Source organism: Cupriavidus sp. OTU4054, from assembly GCF_038440175.1.
GTDB lineage: Bacteria > Pseudomonadota > Gammaproteobacteria > Burkholderiales > Burkholderiaceae > Cupriavidus > Cupriavidus pauculus_D.
Genome location: NZ_JASATF010000006.1, coordinates 83,380 through 99,042 on the forward strand (window position 1 = coordinate 83,380; position 15,663 = coordinate 99,042).

Annotated in this window: 13 protein-coding genes; 8 read left to right on the top strand and 5 right to left on the bottom strand. The window is 66.8% G+C overall.

Going from position 1 to position 15,663, the window contains the following annotated elements:
• Complete coding sequence (locus AAHB16_RS09685; RefSeq protein ID WP_342050727.1) at positions 1 to 687, top strand: glutathione S-transferase family protein; 687 nt, start codon at positions 1 to 3, stop codon at positions 685 to 687.
• A gap of 18 nt (positions 688 to 705) precedes the next feature.
• The gene (locus AAHB16_RS09690) at positions 706 to 1,338 is read left to right on the top strand and encodes a hypothetical protein (RefSeq protein ID WP_342050728.1); all 633 of its coding nucleotides are present in this window, start codon (positions 706 to 708) and stop codon (positions 1,336 to 1,338) included.
• Here AAHB16_RS09690 and AAHB16_RS09695 read toward each other — a convergent pair.
• Positions 1,231 to 2,421: an MFS transporter gene (locus AAHB16_RS09695; RefSeq protein WP_342050729.1), complete on the bottom strand. Its 1,191-nt coding sequence runs from the start codon at positions 2,419 to 2,421 to the stop codon at positions 1,231 to 1,233. The genes AAHB16_RS09690 and AAHB16_RS09695 overlap by 108 nt on opposite strands.
• On the bottom strand, positions 2,418 to 3,158 hold the full coding sequence (locus tag AAHB16_RS09700; RefSeq protein ID WP_342050730.1) for an SDR family NAD(P)-dependent oxidoreductase: 741 nt from the start codon (positions 3,156 to 3,158) through the stop codon (positions 2,418 to 2,420). The genes AAHB16_RS09695 and AAHB16_RS09700 overlap by 4 nt, the downstream gene beginning before the upstream one ends.
• A gap of 99 nt (positions 3,159 to 3,257) precedes the next feature.
• Between AAHB16_RS09700 and AAHB16_RS09705 the strand changes: the two genes are divergently transcribed.
• The 6 genes from AAHB16_RS09705 (at position 3,258) to AAHB16_RS09730 (ending at position 8,237) form a co-directional block, all read left to right on the top strand.
• Positions 3,258 to 3,869, top strand: a complete 612-nt coding sequence (locus AAHB16_RS09705; RefSeq protein WP_342050731.1) for a TetR/AcrR family transcriptional regulator — start codon at positions 3,258 to 3,260, stop codon at positions 3,867 to 3,869.
• Positions 3,866 to 4,309: a hypothetical protein gene (locus tag AAHB16_RS09710; RefSeq protein ID WP_342050732.1), complete on the top strand. Its 444-nt coding sequence runs from the start codon at positions 3,866 to 3,868 to the stop codon at positions 4,307 to 4,309. The genes AAHB16_RS09705 and AAHB16_RS09710 overlap by 4 nt, the downstream gene beginning before the upstream one ends.
• A gap of 82 nt (positions 4,310 to 4,391) precedes the next feature.
• Entirely contained in the window at positions 4,392 to 4,955 is a 564-nt protein-coding gene (locus tag AAHB16_RS09715) for a J domain-containing protein (protein ID WP_150374907.1), read from the top strand.
• A gap of 18 nt (positions 4,956 to 4,973) precedes the next feature.
• Positions 4,974 to 6,488, top strand: a complete 1,515-nt coding sequence (locus tag AAHB16_RS09720) for an MFS transporter (protein ID WP_342050733.1) — start codon at positions 4,974 to 4,976, stop codon at positions 6,486 to 6,488.
• 91 nt (positions 6,489 to 6,579) lie between these two features.
• Positions 6,580 to 7,068, top strand: coding sequence for a hypothetical protein (locus AAHB16_RS09725; protein ID WP_342050734.1), 489 nt, complete (start codon positions 6,580 to 6,582; stop codon positions 7,066 to 7,068).
• Between the two features lie 26 nt (positions 7,069 to 7,094).
• On the top strand, positions 7,095 to 8,237 hold the full coding sequence (locus tag AAHB16_RS09730; RefSeq protein ID WP_150374909.1) for a 3-deoxy-7-phosphoheptulonate synthase: 1,143 nt from the start codon (positions 7,095 to 7,097) through the stop codon (positions 8,235 to 8,237).
• A gap of 1 nt (position 8,238) precedes the next feature.
• Here the strand turns inward: AAHB16_RS09730 and AAHB16_RS09735 are convergent, their stop codons facing one another.
• The 3 genes from AAHB16_RS09735 to AAHB16_RS09745 form a co-directional block, all read right to left on the bottom strand.
• A complete protein-coding gene (locus tag AAHB16_RS09735; protein WP_342050735.1) occupies positions 8,239 to 9,096 on the bottom strand; it encodes a c-type cytochrome in 858 nt (285 codons plus the stop codon).
• A gap of 122 nt (positions 9,097 to 9,218) precedes the next feature.
• Positions 9,219 to 10,385, bottom strand: coding sequence for a COG3904 family protein (locus tag AAHB16_RS09740; RefSeq protein ID WP_342050736.1), 1,167 nt, complete (start codon positions 10,383 to 10,385; stop codon positions 9,219 to 9,221).
• 231 nt (positions 10,386 to 10,616) lie between these two features.
• Positions 10,617 to 15,551 (bottom strand): tetratricopeptide repeat protein, encoded by a 4,935-nt coding sequence (locus AAHB16_RS09745; protein WP_342050737.1) that lies wholly within the window; start codon positions 15,549 to 15,551, stop codon positions 10,617 to 10,619.
• Positions 15,552 to 15,663 lie beyond the last annotated feature (112 nt).

The window sequence follows — 15,663 nt, forward strand, 5'->3', positions numbered from 1 at the left end:
ATGACGACCGTGATCGCCCCCACCGACGACGCCTTTACCGTGGCGTCCGGCACCAGCGCACGCGCTGGCGAACTTCGCCTCTGCTGGTCGCCCCGCTCCCCGTTCGTCCGGCGCGTCATGGTTGCCGCGCACGAGCTCGGGCTTGCGGAACGCATCACGTGCATCGACACCGTGGTGGGCATGACGGGCTGCCATGCGCAGCTTATGCGCATCAACCCGCTCAACAAGATTCCGACGCTGATTACCGACGACGGTTTCGTGCTCTCGGATACGACGTTGATCTGCCAGTACCTGGACGGCATCGCGCCGGCGCCGAGGCTCTTTCCACAATCCCATCGCGCGCGGATGCAGTCGATGCGCTGGCACGCGCTCGGCCATGGGCTGACCGATCTGCTCGTGCTGTGGCGTAACGAACGGCTGCGCCCCGCCGAACAGCAACACGCGCCCACGCTCGCCGCGTGGCGCGCCAAGTACGACGCCACGCTGGTCACCCTCGACCGGGAAGCAGGCACGCTCGCCGGCGCCCCGCTCTGCATCGGCCAGATCGCCATCGCCTGCGCGGTCGGCTACCTCGATTTCCGCTTTCCCGACCTCGCGTGGCGCGACAACGTGCCGGCACTGGCGGACTGGTTCGGCACCTTCGATCGGCGGGCCTCGATGCGGGCGACCCTGCCGGCGGGGGGTTAGCAGACTTTCAGGTCGTGGATGCCCGTGCGATGCGACAAGGACGGGCAGGAACCTGGCCTGGCCACGGTGAAGTCCACCACGAAAGCCATGGCGTTCGGCAACGTGCTCGTCGGCGGCGCCATTGGCGTGGTGGTCGATACCACGTCGGGCGCGGCCTACGACTATCCGAATGTGATTCTGGTGCGCATGGGCACGAGCTCCATCGTCAGCACGCCGACGGCGGGCAGAGGGGGGCTCGCGCATGTGGAAACTTCCCTGCCCGCGCCCACCGGCTACGCCGCCGCGGAGAATATCGATGCGGTGCCGTACCGGCGTGCCCAGAAAGGCTATGCCACGTACCTCGAACGCAAGGCACCGAAGGCGTTCGTGCTCGCCGACGGGGGCCATTATGCGCTCTGGTCCAACAGCGCCACGTCCATCGACAAGGCCATGGATCGCTGCCGGGAAATGGGCTTCACAAACTGCCGCCTCTATGCCTACGACGACGTCGTGGTCTGGCCGGGCGGACTCGGGGCCTTGACCCCGAGCGCGGGGTGGGGACGGCTACCGCGCCCGCGCACGCGCGCCGGCACTGCGGGCCGCATCGAGCCAGTACAGGATGCCCAGCACCAGCACCGCCAGCCCCCCCGGCACCACGCCGAGCGCGGATAGGCTCCATCGATCGATCGCCCAGCCTCCCGCGGAGGCGCCGAGCGCGATGCCGAGGTTGGCGGCCGACACGTTGAGCGTCATCGCAAACGCGGGGGCTTCCGCGCCCGCGAGCGTCACCCGCACCTGGCTCAGCGTGACGCCCGCCGTGTGCGTCAGGCTCCAGATCGCGAGCGGGATCGCCGCGGCCAGCAACCCGTGTGTCCAGCTTGCCGCGTTGACGGAGACTGCCAGCGCGATCACGACCACCGCGGTGGCAAGCAGCGGCGTACGGTCGGCAAAGCGCCCGGCCAGCGCATTGCCGCCGAGCCCGATCGCGCCGAACGCAAGCAGTGCCAGCGCGAGACCTTCGCCCCGCAGGCCCAGCACGCTCTCGAGCCAGACGCCAAGATAGGTATAGGCAGCGAACATGGCCGCGAACAGCGCGACCGACGCCAGCAGATGCCCGATAAAGCCGCCACTGCGTAGCAACCCGAGCTGATTCGCGGCGGCCGGTGCCACATGCGCGTCCGCGCGTGGGAACAATCCCGCAATGGCCACCGCCATCAGCACGGGCGCAACGGCGAGCACGATAAACGGCAGCCGCCAGTTCATGCCTTCGGCCAATGCGATACCGGCGGGCAATGCAATCAGCACGCCGAGCACGAAGCCGAGATTGGCGCGCGCCAGCGCCCGTCCACGCGCATCCGGCGGCGCAAGCCGCGCGACTTCCGCCGCGCCGACGCTGATGAACGCCGGCAAGACCGCGCCCTGCGCGATCCGTGCCAGCAGCATCAGCGCGAAGCTCGACGTCGCCGCCAGCACGGCATTGCCGATGGCGAACAACACCAGTCCGGCGATCAATACGCGCCGGGGCGCGTACCGGCCCGCCCCGAGCGTGACAAACGGGCCGGCAACCGCCGCAGCCAATGCAAACAGCGCAGTCAACTGTCCCGCCGTGGCGAGGGGCAGATCGAGATCGGCCGCCATGCGATGCAGCAGGCCCACCACGATGAACTCGCTGCCCACCACCAGCGCAATGGCCGGTGCCAGCAGCCACAGCACACGCTGCAATGCGGCGTCGGGGCGGTTGCCGGCGGGCGTCATGCGTTCGCTCCGCCGTCGACGGTGAGGCCGGTACCGTTGATCGAGCGTGCGGCCGGGCTGGCAACGAACGCATACAGCGCCGCGACGTCGTCGGCATTGCCATAGCGCTTGATGGCCATGCGCTCGCGCTGTCCGTCGGCGCGTTCGCTGTCCGCGGGGTTCATGTCGGTGTCGGTCGAGCCCGGATGCACGACGTTCACGGTAATGCCACGCGGGCCCAGATCGCGCGCCAGTCCCTTGGTCCACGCGATCAGCGCGGCCTTGCTTGCCGAGTACAGGCTGACGCCGCCGGTGGGCACGCGTTCGGCGAGGTTGCTGCCCGTGGAGATGATGCGGCCGCCGTCCCGCATATGGGGAATGGCCGCCTGCGAGGCGACGATCACGGCGCGAACGTTCACCGCGAGCGTGGCGTCGATGTCCTCGAGCGTCATGTCCTCGATATTGCCCGCGCGGATGATGCCGGCGTTATTGACCAGGATGTCGAGACCGCCCCACGCCGCGGCCGCGCGATCCACCGCACCCCTGACCGACGCGGGGTCCGCCGCATTCATCTGGATGACGACGGCACGGCCACCCGCTGCCTGGATCTGTTCGGCCAGCGCTTCGGCCTTGCCGGCCGACCGTTCGTACCCGATGGCGACCGATGCGCCCTCCTCGGCAAAACGGCGAACGATGGCGGCGCCGATACCCCGGCTGCCACCGGTGATGAATGCGCGCTTGCCCTGTAGTGACGTCATACCTTGCTCCTTTTCTGTAATGAACGACACAAAATTAGCCGAGCCTTGGCAGATGGTCAAGATATTTTTATAATGACCGATACACAAATGGAGTCAATCATGGCCGAACGTGGACGACCCCGGAGCTTCGACCGGGACGTGGCGCTTGCCCGCGCGATGAATGTGTTCTGGGAGCGCGGCTTCGAAGGCGCTTCGATGAACGATCTGACCGCCGCGATGGGCATTGCGTCGCCAAGCCTGTACGCGGCATTCGGCTCGAAGGAACAGCTGTTTCGCGATGCCGTGGCGCTGTACGTCGAAACGGACGGCGCTTCCATCTGGAACCAGGTGGAGGCTGCGGACACTGCCTACGGCGCCGCGGAGGACTTCCTCATGGAAAGCGCCCGGGCCTTCACCCGCAAGGACAAGCCGACCGGTTGCCTCGTCGTGCTGTCGGCGGTACATGCGGACGACAAGAGTACGTCGGTCCGCGCGGCGCTCGTCGCCAGACGGCAGGAATGCAAGAAGCTGCTCGCCCGCAAGATCGCGAAGGGTGTCGAGACTGGCGAGATCGGGTCATCCACCGACGTGGATGCCCTCGCCACGTTCCTGATGACCGTGCAGCAGGGCATGTCCATTCAGGCGCGCGACGGCGCGAGCCGGACCTCCCTCCTGAAAACGGCGAAGGCCGCGCTCGCGGGATGGGCGGCGCTGACCGGACATCGGGCATGATACGCCTACGCACATCATCAACCGCCAATATCCCCCACCCCGACCAGATGAAGACACCCTTCCTGACCTTCGCAGCTTTGGTTGCCACGCTGGCCGCTGCCACCGTGGCGCTCTCCGGATGCTCCGACCGCGGTTCGGACACCGCCCCGCCCGCCGCCAGCGCCCCCGCAGCCGACAAATGGCTCGGCAAATGGACGGGCCCGGAGGGCACGTTCCTGTTGCTGGAGGGCGGTCATGGCAAATACGACGTCACCGTGCAGAACCTCGACGGCCCGCGCAAGTTCGAGGGCAAGGCGATCGGCGGCGGTATCGAGTTCGAGCGCGATGGCGTCAAGGAAGACATTCGCGCCACCAATGGGGCCGAAACGGGCATGAAGTGGCTTGCGGACAAGAAAGACTGCCTGACGGTCCGCACCGGCGAAGGATATTGCAGGGACTGATCCCATGGCGGGCAAGAAGCGTGCGTACCGGTGCGCGTGCTAGGCTTGCAACCGTTGCCAACGAACGTATCGCCCTGCTTCCATGACCACGCTCTATACGACGCTTGGCGTGCAGCCAGATGCCACCCTCGACGAGATCAAGCGTGCCTATCGCCGCGCGGCCATGAAATGGCACCCGGACCGCAATCCGGGGCGCGAAGACGAAGCGCATGCGGTCTTCCAGCAGGTGCGCGACGCCTATTCCATCCTGTCCGACGCCGAGCAGCGTCAGGTCTACGACGACGTCTTCGAACGCGAGATGCGCCGGTGGGAAGCGGAACACGCCGCCGAGGCGGCACGGGAAGCCGAAGCGCAGGAAGCGGCCCGGCGGGTCGCGCAGGAACATTACGAGAAGATGGTGGCTATCGCCATGCGCTTTGCCGAGGATGGCCATGGGCGCGACGTGCTGTTCGGCGTGCTGCTCGGCCGCGACTGCGAGACCGAGCTGGCCGGGCGCATTGCCGATAGCGTCTGGGCACTGCATCAGTCGCGCAAGGCGGAGGTGGCGCCGGATGCGGCGGCCCAGCCGGAACCCGACGATACGCGCGCGGAAGCGCCGCCCAGCGCGTTCGAAACGTTCTGGCACGGGTTGTTCCGGTTTCGCTAGACCCGCACGGGAGCAAGCTTGCCCACCCCGCATTGTCCCGATAGCACCCACCACGCCCCGCCGGTCATCCCCGCCCAGGCGAGCCCCTGCGATGGGCTCGTCATCCGCACGCAGCCCAATACCGTCGATCGCGCATGCCAGCGCAAGCGCATGGCGCTTGCCGCGACGATTCTCGGCTCGAGCATGGCGTTCATCGACGGGTCCGTCGTCAATGTCGCGCTGCCCGCCATGCAAGGCGAACTCGGCGCCAGCGTTGCGGAAATGCAGTGGATCGTCAACGCGTATCTGCTCTTTCTCGGCGCGCTTGCGCTCGTGGGCGGCGCGATGGGCGACAAGCTCGGCCGGCGCACGGTGTTCGTGGCGGGCGTCACGGTCTTCACGGTGGCATCGATTGCCTGCGGCCTGGCCCCGAATGCGATGTCGCTGATCGTCGCGCGCGCGGTGCAGGGCATTGGCGCGGCCTTCTTCGTGCCGAGCAGCCTCGCGATCATCGGCGCGGTATTCGAGGGCGAAGCGCGCGGACGCGCCATCGGCACATGGTCGGCCGTCGGGGCGATTACCTCGGCCGTGGGACCCGTCGCGGGCGGCTGGCTCGTCGATGTCTCGTCATGGCGCGCCATCTTCTTCCTCAACCTGCCGCTCGCGCTGGCGACCATCGCGCTGGCAATGGCCTCCGTGCCGAACAGTCACAAGCCCGGCGCGCAACAGCGGCTGGACTGGCCCGGCGCGGCCACGGCAACCGTCGGGCTGGCCGCACTCGCATACGGGCTGACCGAGGCCGCCGAGCGCGGCTTCGCGCATCCGCTCGTGCTCGGCATGCTCGGCGTGGGTGTGCTGGTGCTGATCGCCTTCGTCCGGATCGAAGCCAGGAGCGCGCAGCCCATGATGCCGCTCGAGGTCTTCCGTTCACGGGACTTCACCGGGGCGAACCTCGTCACCTTGCTGCTCTACTTCGGCCTGGGCGGCATTCTGTTCTTCCTGCCCTACACGCTGATACGCGCGGACGCCTATACCGCGACCGAGGCCGGCATGGCGGTATTGCCCGTGCCCATCATCATCGGTCTGCTTTCGCGCTACACGGGTGGGCTGACGACGCGTTTCGGCGCCCGGCTGCTGCTGACCGCCGGCCCGTTCGTGGCCGGACTCGGCTTTGCGATGCTGGCGTTTCCGTTCGTCCGCGACAGCTACTGGGTCGGGTTCTTTCCCGCGCTCGCGGTGCTCGGCCTCGGCATGACGATCACCGTTGCGCCGCTGACGGCGACGGTCATGGGATCGGTCTCCACCGACCACGCGGGCGTGGCCGCCGGCATCAACAACGCGGTGGCGCGGGTGGCGGGCCTGCTGGCCGTCGCGGTGCTGGGCATCGTCTTCGTCTGGTCGGGTCAGGCCGCGCTGGCCACGCATGCCGCGGCGGATGCCGCGATGGACGCCCACGCGATTGCCGCGGGCCTGCGCGCGGTATCGCTCGTTTGCGCGCTGTGCGCGTTCGCGGGGGCGGGCGCCGCGCTGGCGACCCTCCGGCGTGGTGGCTGAATCGCGTGTGACGGGCAGGCTTGCGGCATCCCATCGCGTCTTCTACGCTTGCAGGGTTGCCCACACCCGACCTGCGAAAGGAGCGCCCGCGATGCCCGCATCCTCTGACATCGGCAAGTTTTATTCACCGCCCGACCCGTGGGCATTGTGGCTGGCATGGGCGTCGCCGACGCTGGCCGGCGAGCGGGCACCGTGGAGCGGCGATGTGACGCAATGGATTCGCGCATGGGGCGAGGCGGTCGGGCAAGTGGGCCTGTTCAACATCAACTACGCGGGCTCTTCCGACCCGCAGGCGGAGCGGCGGATCACGGGAAGGTATAGTTACGGGCGCCAGCTCGGGCGCCTGATGGATGTGCTGGTCCCTTACGTGCAGAAACACGAGGCCGACTTCCGGGACGGCAAAGACGGGCAGGCCGTCAGGGAATTCCTCGCCATGGCGCGGGAAATCGAAGCGATGAAGCAGACGACCGTCGATGACCTGCTCGCGCACGCGAAGAAATGGCGCAAGAATCCGGACTTCAAGGCGAAGCTGGAAGCGTTGCGACGTGGGCTGGACGAGATCGAACAATCGTCCGGATGACACGTCAACAAGATCAAGAGTCTCCCATGAACCACCCACAACATTCGCAAGCCCCAATCGACGAGGATCGCAAGGTCCCATCGGACCGCACCAGCGTGACAGACGACGCGCACGTGGAAGACATCATTCCACTGCCGCCGCCTGAACATCTGATCCGCTTCTTTCCGATTCGCGGCACGCCCGTGGAATCGCTGGTCACGCAGACGCGTCAGCGCATCGCGCGCATCCTCCATGGCGAGGACGATCGGCTGCTGGTGATCATGGGTCCCTGCTCCATCCACGATCCGGCCGCGGCGCTCGAGTATGCGCGGCGGCTGCTGGCGCTGCGCGAGCAGTATGCCGACTCGCTCGAGATCGTGATGCGCGTGTATTTCGAGAAGCCGCGCACCACCACCGGCTGGAAGGGACTGATCAACGATCCGTATCTGGACGAAAGCTATCGGATCGACGAGGGCCTGCGTATTGCCCGCAGCCTGCTGCTCGATATCAATCGCCTCGGTCTGCCGGCTGCCGGCGAGTTCCTCGACGTGATTTCGCCGCAGTACATCGGCGACCTGATCTCGTGGGGAGCGATTGGCGCGCGGACCACCGAGAGCCAGATCCACCGCGAACTGGCATCGGGTATTTCCGCGCCCATCGGGTTCAAGAACGGCACGGACGGCAATATCAAGATCGCCATCGACGCCATTCAGGCCGCGTCGCGTCCTCACCATTTCCTGGGCGTGCACAAGAACGGCCAGGTCGCCACCGTGCATACCAAGGGCAATCCCGATTGCCATGTGATCCTGCGCGGCGGCAAGGCACCGAACTACGATGCGGATTCCGTGGCGAACGCCTGCAGGGAACTGGAGGCCGCGGGGCTCGGCCATACGCTGATGGTCGATTGCAGCCATGCCAACAGCAGCAAGCAGCACCAGCGGCAGATCGACGTCGCGAAGGACGTGGCGCGGCAGGTGGGCGGCGGCAGTGACTCCATTTTCGGCATCATGGTCGAAAGCCATCTGCTTGCCGGCGCGCAGAAGTTCACGCCGGGCCAGCACGATCCGCGCGGGCTCACCTACGGGCAAAGCATTACCGACGCCTGTATCGGATGGGACGACTCGGCGGCGGTGCTCGAGGTGCTGAGCGGCGCCGTGGCGGCACGCCGGCAGCTGAAGGCGAACCGATAGATCAGCGCTCTCCCGCGAACGGCTGCGGTTCCAGCGAGCGCAGATACGCAATCAACGCGCGCATATCGGCGCTGCTGATGTTCTCGTACCAGGTGTACGCCATCGGCGGCTTGTATTGGCCGCCGTGGCGATCGGTACCGCGAATGGCCGCGGCGATCTGCGCGTCCGACCATCCCTTCAGGCCGGACGCATCGGGCGTGAGATTGCGCGAGACGCTCATGCCCCAGGCGCCATTGAATACCTGCCCGCCCGCGCCGACGTATCGGGTCACGAGTTGCCCGTCCTTGCCACGCGGCGTGTGGCATTCCATGCAGTGGCCGATATCGGCCAGATACTTGCCGTAGCGGATCGTCGCGTTCGGCGATGGCGCACGAACGTGTCCGACGGGTTCGCCGTAGTTCGGCGGGAGCGGAATGCGATAGACCGATTTGTCGACCACGTGCTTCACCGGCGGCTGTGCGCGCAGATACGCGACGATCGCCGCGAGGTCGTCATCCGACAGGTTGCGGTAGAAACCAATCGGCATCGGCGGCCCAATGATCGTCCCATCGGGCCGAACCCCCTCGCGAATCGCCTTGCCGATCTGCTCATCGGTCCACCTGCCGATGCCCGTCTCGAGGTCCGGGGTGATATTGGGCGCCACCGCCCGAAACGGCGGCTCGTCGATCACGCGCCCACCGGCAAGACTCCGCGAAAACTTCCCCTCGTCCCGCGGATCGCGCGTGGCATGACAATTCGCGCAGGCCACGACGCTCTCCATCAGATACTTGCCCCGCGCGAGACGCGTGCCGTCATCGGCGGACGCAAAGCCGCATCGTGCAATCAGAAAAAGGAGCAGCAATACGCGTCGTGCCTGCATTGGAAGACCCCGCCCATTCGTCAACGATGGGCCGCACGATAGCGGCTATGCCGTTTGTATGCGGCAGGTAATGAACGGATGTTGCCATTGCGAACATCGGTCGATCGACCGATCGGCAGCTTCTACCCTTCGTCCGCTCCCGCCTTCGGCCGCGATAGCACCCCTGCTCCGATCAATTCGTCCCGACTCGGATACCAGAACGTGGTCGCCGGCGTCTTGCCTACCCGGGCAATGAAATCCTCCGGCAACCCGGCCGCGCGGTAATACCTGAGCATCGATGCCACCGCGGCGGGATCTTCCTCCACTCCGTTGCCGTTGAACGAGGTCGCGCGATGGAAGCCGATCTTTGCCTTCGGTCCGGCCATGCGTTTGCGTCCCGCCATCAGGACGTAGGTGCAGGCGCTGCTGCATTCTTTCGACACATAGGTATCCAGCGCGCGACGGCGGATCCCGTCTGCGAGCATTCTCGCTTCGCCGAGCCTGCCACCCGTCGAGTTCAGGATCAGTGTCCTGGCGTCCGGGGACTGGTCCACCATCCTGAGTACGCGCTGCGCCGCGCCCTCGCGCAGGGTGCCGGTGACGACGATCGCTTCGCCATCGTCGGTCGGCCTGACGTAGATCTTGCCGATGGGATCGTTGCCCACGGCGATCGCGGCATACTCCTGCAGCCACCCGGCGTGGCGGGCTGCCTGGATCGCCGTGATCGTGGCGCAGACGATCACCGTGAAGCGCGCAAGGCTGCTCCAGAGCGGTGCGCCACCGCGGCCATCGTGCCTGTCCGCCGCGCGCCAGACGCCCATGTATAGCCACATGGACCACACGGGCACCGCGCAGAAGATCACGACATAGAGCATCGAATACAGCCGAAGCGAGTCGATCGAATAGTAGACCCAACCGAACGCTTCCAGCACGATGGCCCACGCCACCCAGGCCAGCGCGCCATTGACCCAATACGAAACGGGCAATGAAAAATCGCCGCGCCAATGGCGCATGAGGTAAGACCTGGAGAGCGCCGGTTCGGCCGCCACTGCCGGGTCCTCGGAAGACAGCGCCACCGCGAACGCGGGCATCGGCATCGCATAGCGCGAGTCGGGCGGCGGTGGCGGGCCCACCTTTCCCGCCTCGGAGACATGCCGCGAAAGCACGCGGATATTCAGTGCCGCGATGACGAGCAACATCACGGGCAGGCTCGCCTGTGCGGCAGGCATCCCCCTCAGGGCGACATACCCGAGCACGAGGCAGCAGAACGCCGAAAGCACGATATTGGTGACCTTCGCCGTTCGCACCATGCGAAGCGTCCCCCATCGCCCAAGCGCCTCGCTCGTCAGAAACGGCGGCAACAGAAAGGCACAGGCGGCAATCGCCGCGCTCGACCGTGTGAGCAGATCACCGCCCCACAACGTGGGGACCCAGATGGAAGAAAAGACCGCAACCCCGAATACCACCGCATTCAACAGCCGCATGCCACCAACCCAGGCACTCGCGCCCATGACATCGCCCCCTGTTAACGTTGCAAACCGTCACGACGGCAGCGTCAGCAATCGCCAGAAACGCCGTCCCACGGAACCGCCGCGCATGATCCAGCAGCGCCGCAGGTCCTTTGCCAGCGCCCCCAATAGCTGGTGGGATTCGCGAACCTTCGCGGTTCGGCGCAGTTGCAGGACGAACAACGTGGCCTTGCCGACGGACGCCGACTTGTGAAACGCCGTCAGCAGCTCGACCAGCGGCCGCAGCCACCCGTGCACGTCCACCTGACCGAGCTTGTCGAGCCACTGGCCCAATGCTTCGATATCGTTGTCCCGCGCGGCGTCGGCGGCGAGCCAGACGCCCGCGCTGCCGCCCCTCGGCTCCAGCTGATGCGACCGGGCCGCCACGTCGTGCGCGAGCCGAAGGTCGCCCTGATAGCGCAAGGCGATGGCAAGGTTGTCGAGCGCCCAGTACGGTGCATCGTCGCGCTTCCAGTCGTGCATCCAGTCGATCATCGCGGCATGGCGTTCGCCATTGATCAGGGCGAAGGACACCGCTCCCCAGCATTGCGCATCGCCACGCAGCGCGGTGTCGTACTGACTCATCAGCGTGGTGACGTGCCGCAGCTGCTTTGCGGCGCCGGCGGCTTCCACGACGGCGATCTTCAGATGATTCTTGCGGTCGGCCTCCAGGTACGGCGCCAGCCGCTCGATCAGCGCGGCATGCGGAATGTCGTACTCCATGCCGAGCCAATGCCGGCAAGCGGCAATCGACGCCTCTCCGGCCTTGCACCCATCGATCAGTGCGTCGCGCAACAACTGTTGCCAGATCCCCTGGGTCATCCGCTTGGCGATGTCCTCGAACAATCCCGCCTGCGCCTCGGGCGCGCGGACGAGCTCGTTCAGCGGCACCGGCACCCGGCTCGGCGCTTCCGCGAGCATGGCCAGGCGAACCTCGCGATACGCGGACGACGGCCCCGGATAGCGTGTGCGCAGCGTCGCGACGACCCGCCACGCGTCGTCCCACTCCGCGCTGTCGAGCAACAGATCGGCAAGCCCGAATGCCGCGAACTCATACTCGGGATCGATCTCGAAAGCCGTGCGATAGGCATCGATGGCCGCCTGCCACTGCGACTGCCTGCGCGCGGCATTGCCGACGTAGCCGTAACCGACGGCATAGCCCGGGTTGATCCGGACCATCTCGCGACCCGCAGCGCCGCTCTGATCAATCCGGTCGAGCTTGAGCGACGCGTCGGCAAGGTCCTGCCATAGCAGCACGTCGTTGGGCTCCTTCTCCAGCAAGGCGCGCAGTTCCGTGACCGCGCCCTCCCGGTTGCCCTGCCGCCACAGCACGTCGGGGCGACGCCGGCGTACGGCCAGCGGCGTATAGGCGCCCCAGGGACTGCTATCGATCGCCGCGAGCGCGTCATCCAGCCGCCCGAAGCGGATCAGCGCGTCGATGCGGCAGACATAGGCTTGCTGATTGCGCGGATCGAGGGCATCCGCGCGCTCGAGCGCGGCCAGCGCAGCTTCCGGCGTGCTCGTGTACCCCGCCACGCGAAGCCACACGTCGATATTGTCCGGCCGCGCCGCGGCCAGCGCCTGTGCCACATGCAAGGCCCGATCGGTCTGACCACGCTCGGCCGACCAATCCGCAAGCATCGTCCAGGCCTGCGCATGACCGGGCCAGCGCTGCAGCATTGCTTCGAGCCTGTCGAGCGCCTCGTCCTGCCGCGCCATTTTCCACAGTACGCGTGCGCGCAGCACCTGACATTCGGCACTCTCGTCGCTACGCGACTGCGGCGCATCGAGCAGCACCAGCGCGGCATCCGGATCGCCGTTCTCTCGCAGGGCAATCTCGACGAACAGCCGAATCGGCCAGTCCCACGCGGGGGCGATCTGCAGGGTACGCCGAAGGCCCGCCATGGCGCCATCGAAGCGACGCCGGTTGGCATCGACACGCGCCTTCTCGTAATGGACTCGCGGCGTGAGCGGAAAGCGCTCGATCGCCGCGTCGAGGATCGCGGCCGCATCGTCGAATCGCTGCTTGTCGGCGTGCTGCAAGGCAAGCGCGACCCACGTGGTCCAGAGGTCGGGCCGCCATTCGCGGAATGTCTCGAGCTCGCCGGTCAGCGCCTCGTCGGTGAAGACGCGCGTGCCGAGTTCCTGATACGTCAGGACGGTCATGCCCTGCGTAGCCTGTTCGCGCAGCTGGTCGCCCGCGAAACGCAAGGCCTCGCGCCGGCCCTCGAGCCCGGGCTGCGTCCGAACGAAATCGACAAGCGCACCGATGTCGTCCACCGAGCGGCGCAGCGCTTCGCGGTACTGTGCGTGCGCCTGTTCCATGTCGCCCTGCAACTGATGCAGGTATCCAAGCAACGCGTACGAGCGCGAATGATTGGGCGCCAGCTCGCGCGCGAGCCGCGCGGCGCTCGTCGCATCCTCCATGCGCTGCTGGGCCGCCAGATTCAACGCGAGTTCCCGCTGGAACATCGCATGACCGGGATGCAGCGCCAGCATGTGCCGCAGCACATCGTGACGCTCCAGCAGGACGTCCGCCGGCAGGCGCTGCAGCAACAATTCGTGCAGGCCGACCGATGCGGGATGACGCTCGCACAATGCACGCAGATACCGAAGCACTTCGGCTTCGCCGGAACGCGCGCCGAGGATATCGACAGCGATATGCCGCAAGCCGATATTTAGCGGATCCTGCTCGCAGGCAAGCGAGATGGCGTCCCACGCTTCATCGAGCCGATTGTCATGGCGCGCCAGCCGCGCCACCACGCGTAGCCGGCTGACCTGGCTCGCGTACCCGCCGGCCTCGGCCAGCAACGTACGCGCGCGCTCGACCTCGCCATAGGTCAGCAATCGCTCGGCGTAGGCATGCCGCAGCAACGCGTCGTCGGGCCGTCGCGCCATCGCGCGTTCCAGCACGGCGAATCCTTCCGGCCCGCGCTCGAGGCTGTCGAGCTGATTGAAGTAGTTGATGGCAGGTGCCGACGATCGCGCGCCAAGGCGTTCCACCCGTTGTGCGAGAAACTCGAAACCATCGCTGGCGCGGCCCAGACCGACGCAGGCCTGGAAGTAGGCCACGGCATGATCTTCGTTGAACTCGCCGAGGCACGCCGCCGCGCGATAGTGAGCGAGCGCGGCATGCTTGTCGCCCGCGACCCAAAGCGTCGTGGCGCGCGTTCGCCACGCTTCCGCGTCGGAGGGCTGCACACGCAGCGCGCGCCGGACATTCCGCTCCGCCTGCGGCAGCAGGCGCGCATCCGACGTCTGCAATTGCGCCAGACGCGTCAATAGGTCGGCATTCCATGGCTGCCTGGCGACGCCGGACTCGATCAGCCGCATGGCGGCCATTCCCTCGCCGAGCGATTCGAGCAGCCGCGACTTGTAGAACACGAGCGACGGCACTTCTCCGAAGCGGGCAATAAGGGCATCGGTCCGCGCAAGCAACGCGTCGGTGCTGCCGTCGTAATGCGCGAGGCCGCGATAGCACCAGTCGGTCAGCCAATGGTCGGGCGCCCGCGCGTTCTGGGCCTCTGTCACCGACGCCGCCGTCTCGCGATCATGGACCTCCAGCGCGCGCATCGTCGCGTAATAGCTGTCCCAGCTCTCCGCATCGGGCAACACGATGCCATCGAGGCGATACACGGCCTCCTGTGGAATCAGCACCATGCCGCGCGGGCCGCTGAACCGGTTCTGCTCGAACAGCGGCTCCGGGTCGAACTCGCCGAACACGCGCTGGAACGGATCGCGGATCAGCAGCGTGCCACGCAAGGCGTCGTAGCCGATCACGGCCTGGAGGTGTCCCGAACTCACGAACTGGGTGGTGAGCGTGAACGGGATGCCCGCGTCGATCAGCCGCGTGGCGACCTCCCAGTTGACGGTGAACTCACGCGTCACGAAGCCATGACGCTCGGCCCAGGCGCGTTCGCTGGGCGCGGGGGTACCGTCGTAGCAGATCTCTTCGGCAATCTCGACGTGTTCGGCACTCCGCCCCCAGTAGCCCGCGATGGCACTCAATGTCGCGGGTGCACAGGTCTGATGGTGCTGGCGGACAAAGCCCACGTGCAATTGCACCCGGCGCGGCGCCTCGCCCCCGGCGGCAACGGCGTCGAGCTTCTCGATCAGGCGGGCATGGAACGGCTGATCGGCGAGTCGCCGGCTGACGGACGCCGCCTCCTCGCACCGGCCCAGCCGCAGCAGCGTATCGGCTTCGTTGGCATCGAACCACGCCCGGTGAGCGCGCACCGCCCGCGGTGCGAAGGCCCGGCTGCGGTGCAACGCGGCCAGCGCTGCCTCGTGGTCTTCGAGTTCGGTCGCGACAAGATAGCGTTGCGCCTCGACGTCCGAGCTTTGCATGCGCGCCGATGCGTCATCGAGCAAACGCAGCGCTTCCCTGTCGCGGCCGGTCAGCGTGTAAAGGTGCGCGGCGGACTGGATGGCGGAGCGGAAGTTCGGGTTCAGCGCGCATCCGCGCTCGGCCATGCCGATGGCCTCGGCATAGCGATCCTCGCGCTCCAGGACGGACGCGTGCTCCACATGGATCCACGGAGAATCTGGCCAGAGCCGGTGCGCCTCTTCGATCAACGCACCCGCGCGCGCCCAGTCGCGCTGCAACGCCGCCAGATTGGCCCGATGGGCGAGCCATTCGGCGCGCTGCGGCGCAGTGGCATGGTCGGGCAGCGCATTGCGCTCGCTCCATTCCCAGCCGCGATAGTGGCCGTAGCGATCGGTGATCGTACGCAGATACGCCACCATCGCGTCGGGATCGGACGGATGCCGCCGCCACAGGAGCTCGATCAACGCATCGCCCCGTCGCCGGCCGCCACAATGACGCAAAACGCGCGCGGCGAGCACGCATGCCGAAGGCGTCGGATTGTCCTTCAGCCCTTCGAGCAGCGGTAACGCGTCGAAGCTGTTGCCATGGTCGGCAAGGTGAAGAATATGATCGTAAAGGTCGAGCGGGACAGCTTGTGTCATGCGGCGCAGGTATCGACCGAAGGCCGCAGCCTAACCCCCAACATGACCCAGGCCCCTCGGTATTCTTTTTATGTTGGCCCTGAATCTACCGTAAGCCGCCACGGAAATGGTT

Excerpts from the sequence above, each read along its gene's own strand:
- AAHB16_RS09685 (WP_342050727.1), top strand. The coding sequence starts at position 1 with ATGACGACCGTGATCGCCCCCACCGACGACGCCTTTACCGTGGCGTCC.
- AAHB16_RS09690 (WP_342050728.1), top strand. The coding sequence starts at position 706 with ATGCCCGTGCGATGCGACAAGGACGGGCAGGAACCTGGCCTGGCCACG.
- AAHB16_RS09695 (WP_342050729.1), bottom strand. The coding sequence starts at position 2,421 with ATGACGCCCGCCGGCAACCGCCCCGACGCCGCATTGCAGCGTGTGCTG.
- AAHB16_RS09700 (WP_342050730.1), bottom strand. The coding sequence starts at position 3,158 with ATGACGTCACTACAGGGCAAGCGCGCATTCATCACCGGTGGCAGCCGG.
- AAHB16_RS09705 (WP_342050731.1), top strand. The coding sequence starts at position 3,258 with ATGGCCGAACGTGGACGACCCCGGAGCTTCGACCGGGACGTGGCGCTT.
- AAHB16_RS09710 (WP_342050732.1), top strand. The coding sequence starts at position 3,866 with ATGATACGCCTACGCACATCATCAACCGCCAATATCCCCCACCCCGAC.
- AAHB16_RS09715 (WP_150374907.1), top strand. The coding sequence starts at position 4,392 with ATGACCACGCTCTATACGACGCTTGGCGTGCAGCCAGATGCCACCCTC.
- AAHB16_RS09725 (WP_342050734.1), top strand. The coding sequence starts at position 6,580 with ATGCCCGCATCCTCTGACATCGGCAAGTTTTATTCACCGCCCGACCCG.
- AAHB16_RS09730 (WP_150374909.1), top strand. The coding sequence starts at position 7,095 with ATGAACCACCCACAACATTCGCAAGCCCCAATCGACGAGGATCGCAAG.
- AAHB16_RS09735 (WP_342050735.1), bottom strand. The coding sequence starts at position 9,096 with ATGCAGGCACGACGCGTATTGCTGCTCCTTTTTCTGATTGCACGATGC.
- AAHB16_RS09740 (WP_342050736.1), bottom strand. The coding sequence starts at position 10,385 with ATGGTGCGAACGGCGAAGGTCACCAATATCGTGCTTTCGGCGTTCTGC.
- AAHB16_RS09745 (WP_342050737.1), bottom strand. The coding sequence starts at position 15,551 with ATGACACAAGCTGTCCCGCTCGACCTTTACGATCATATTCTTCACCTT.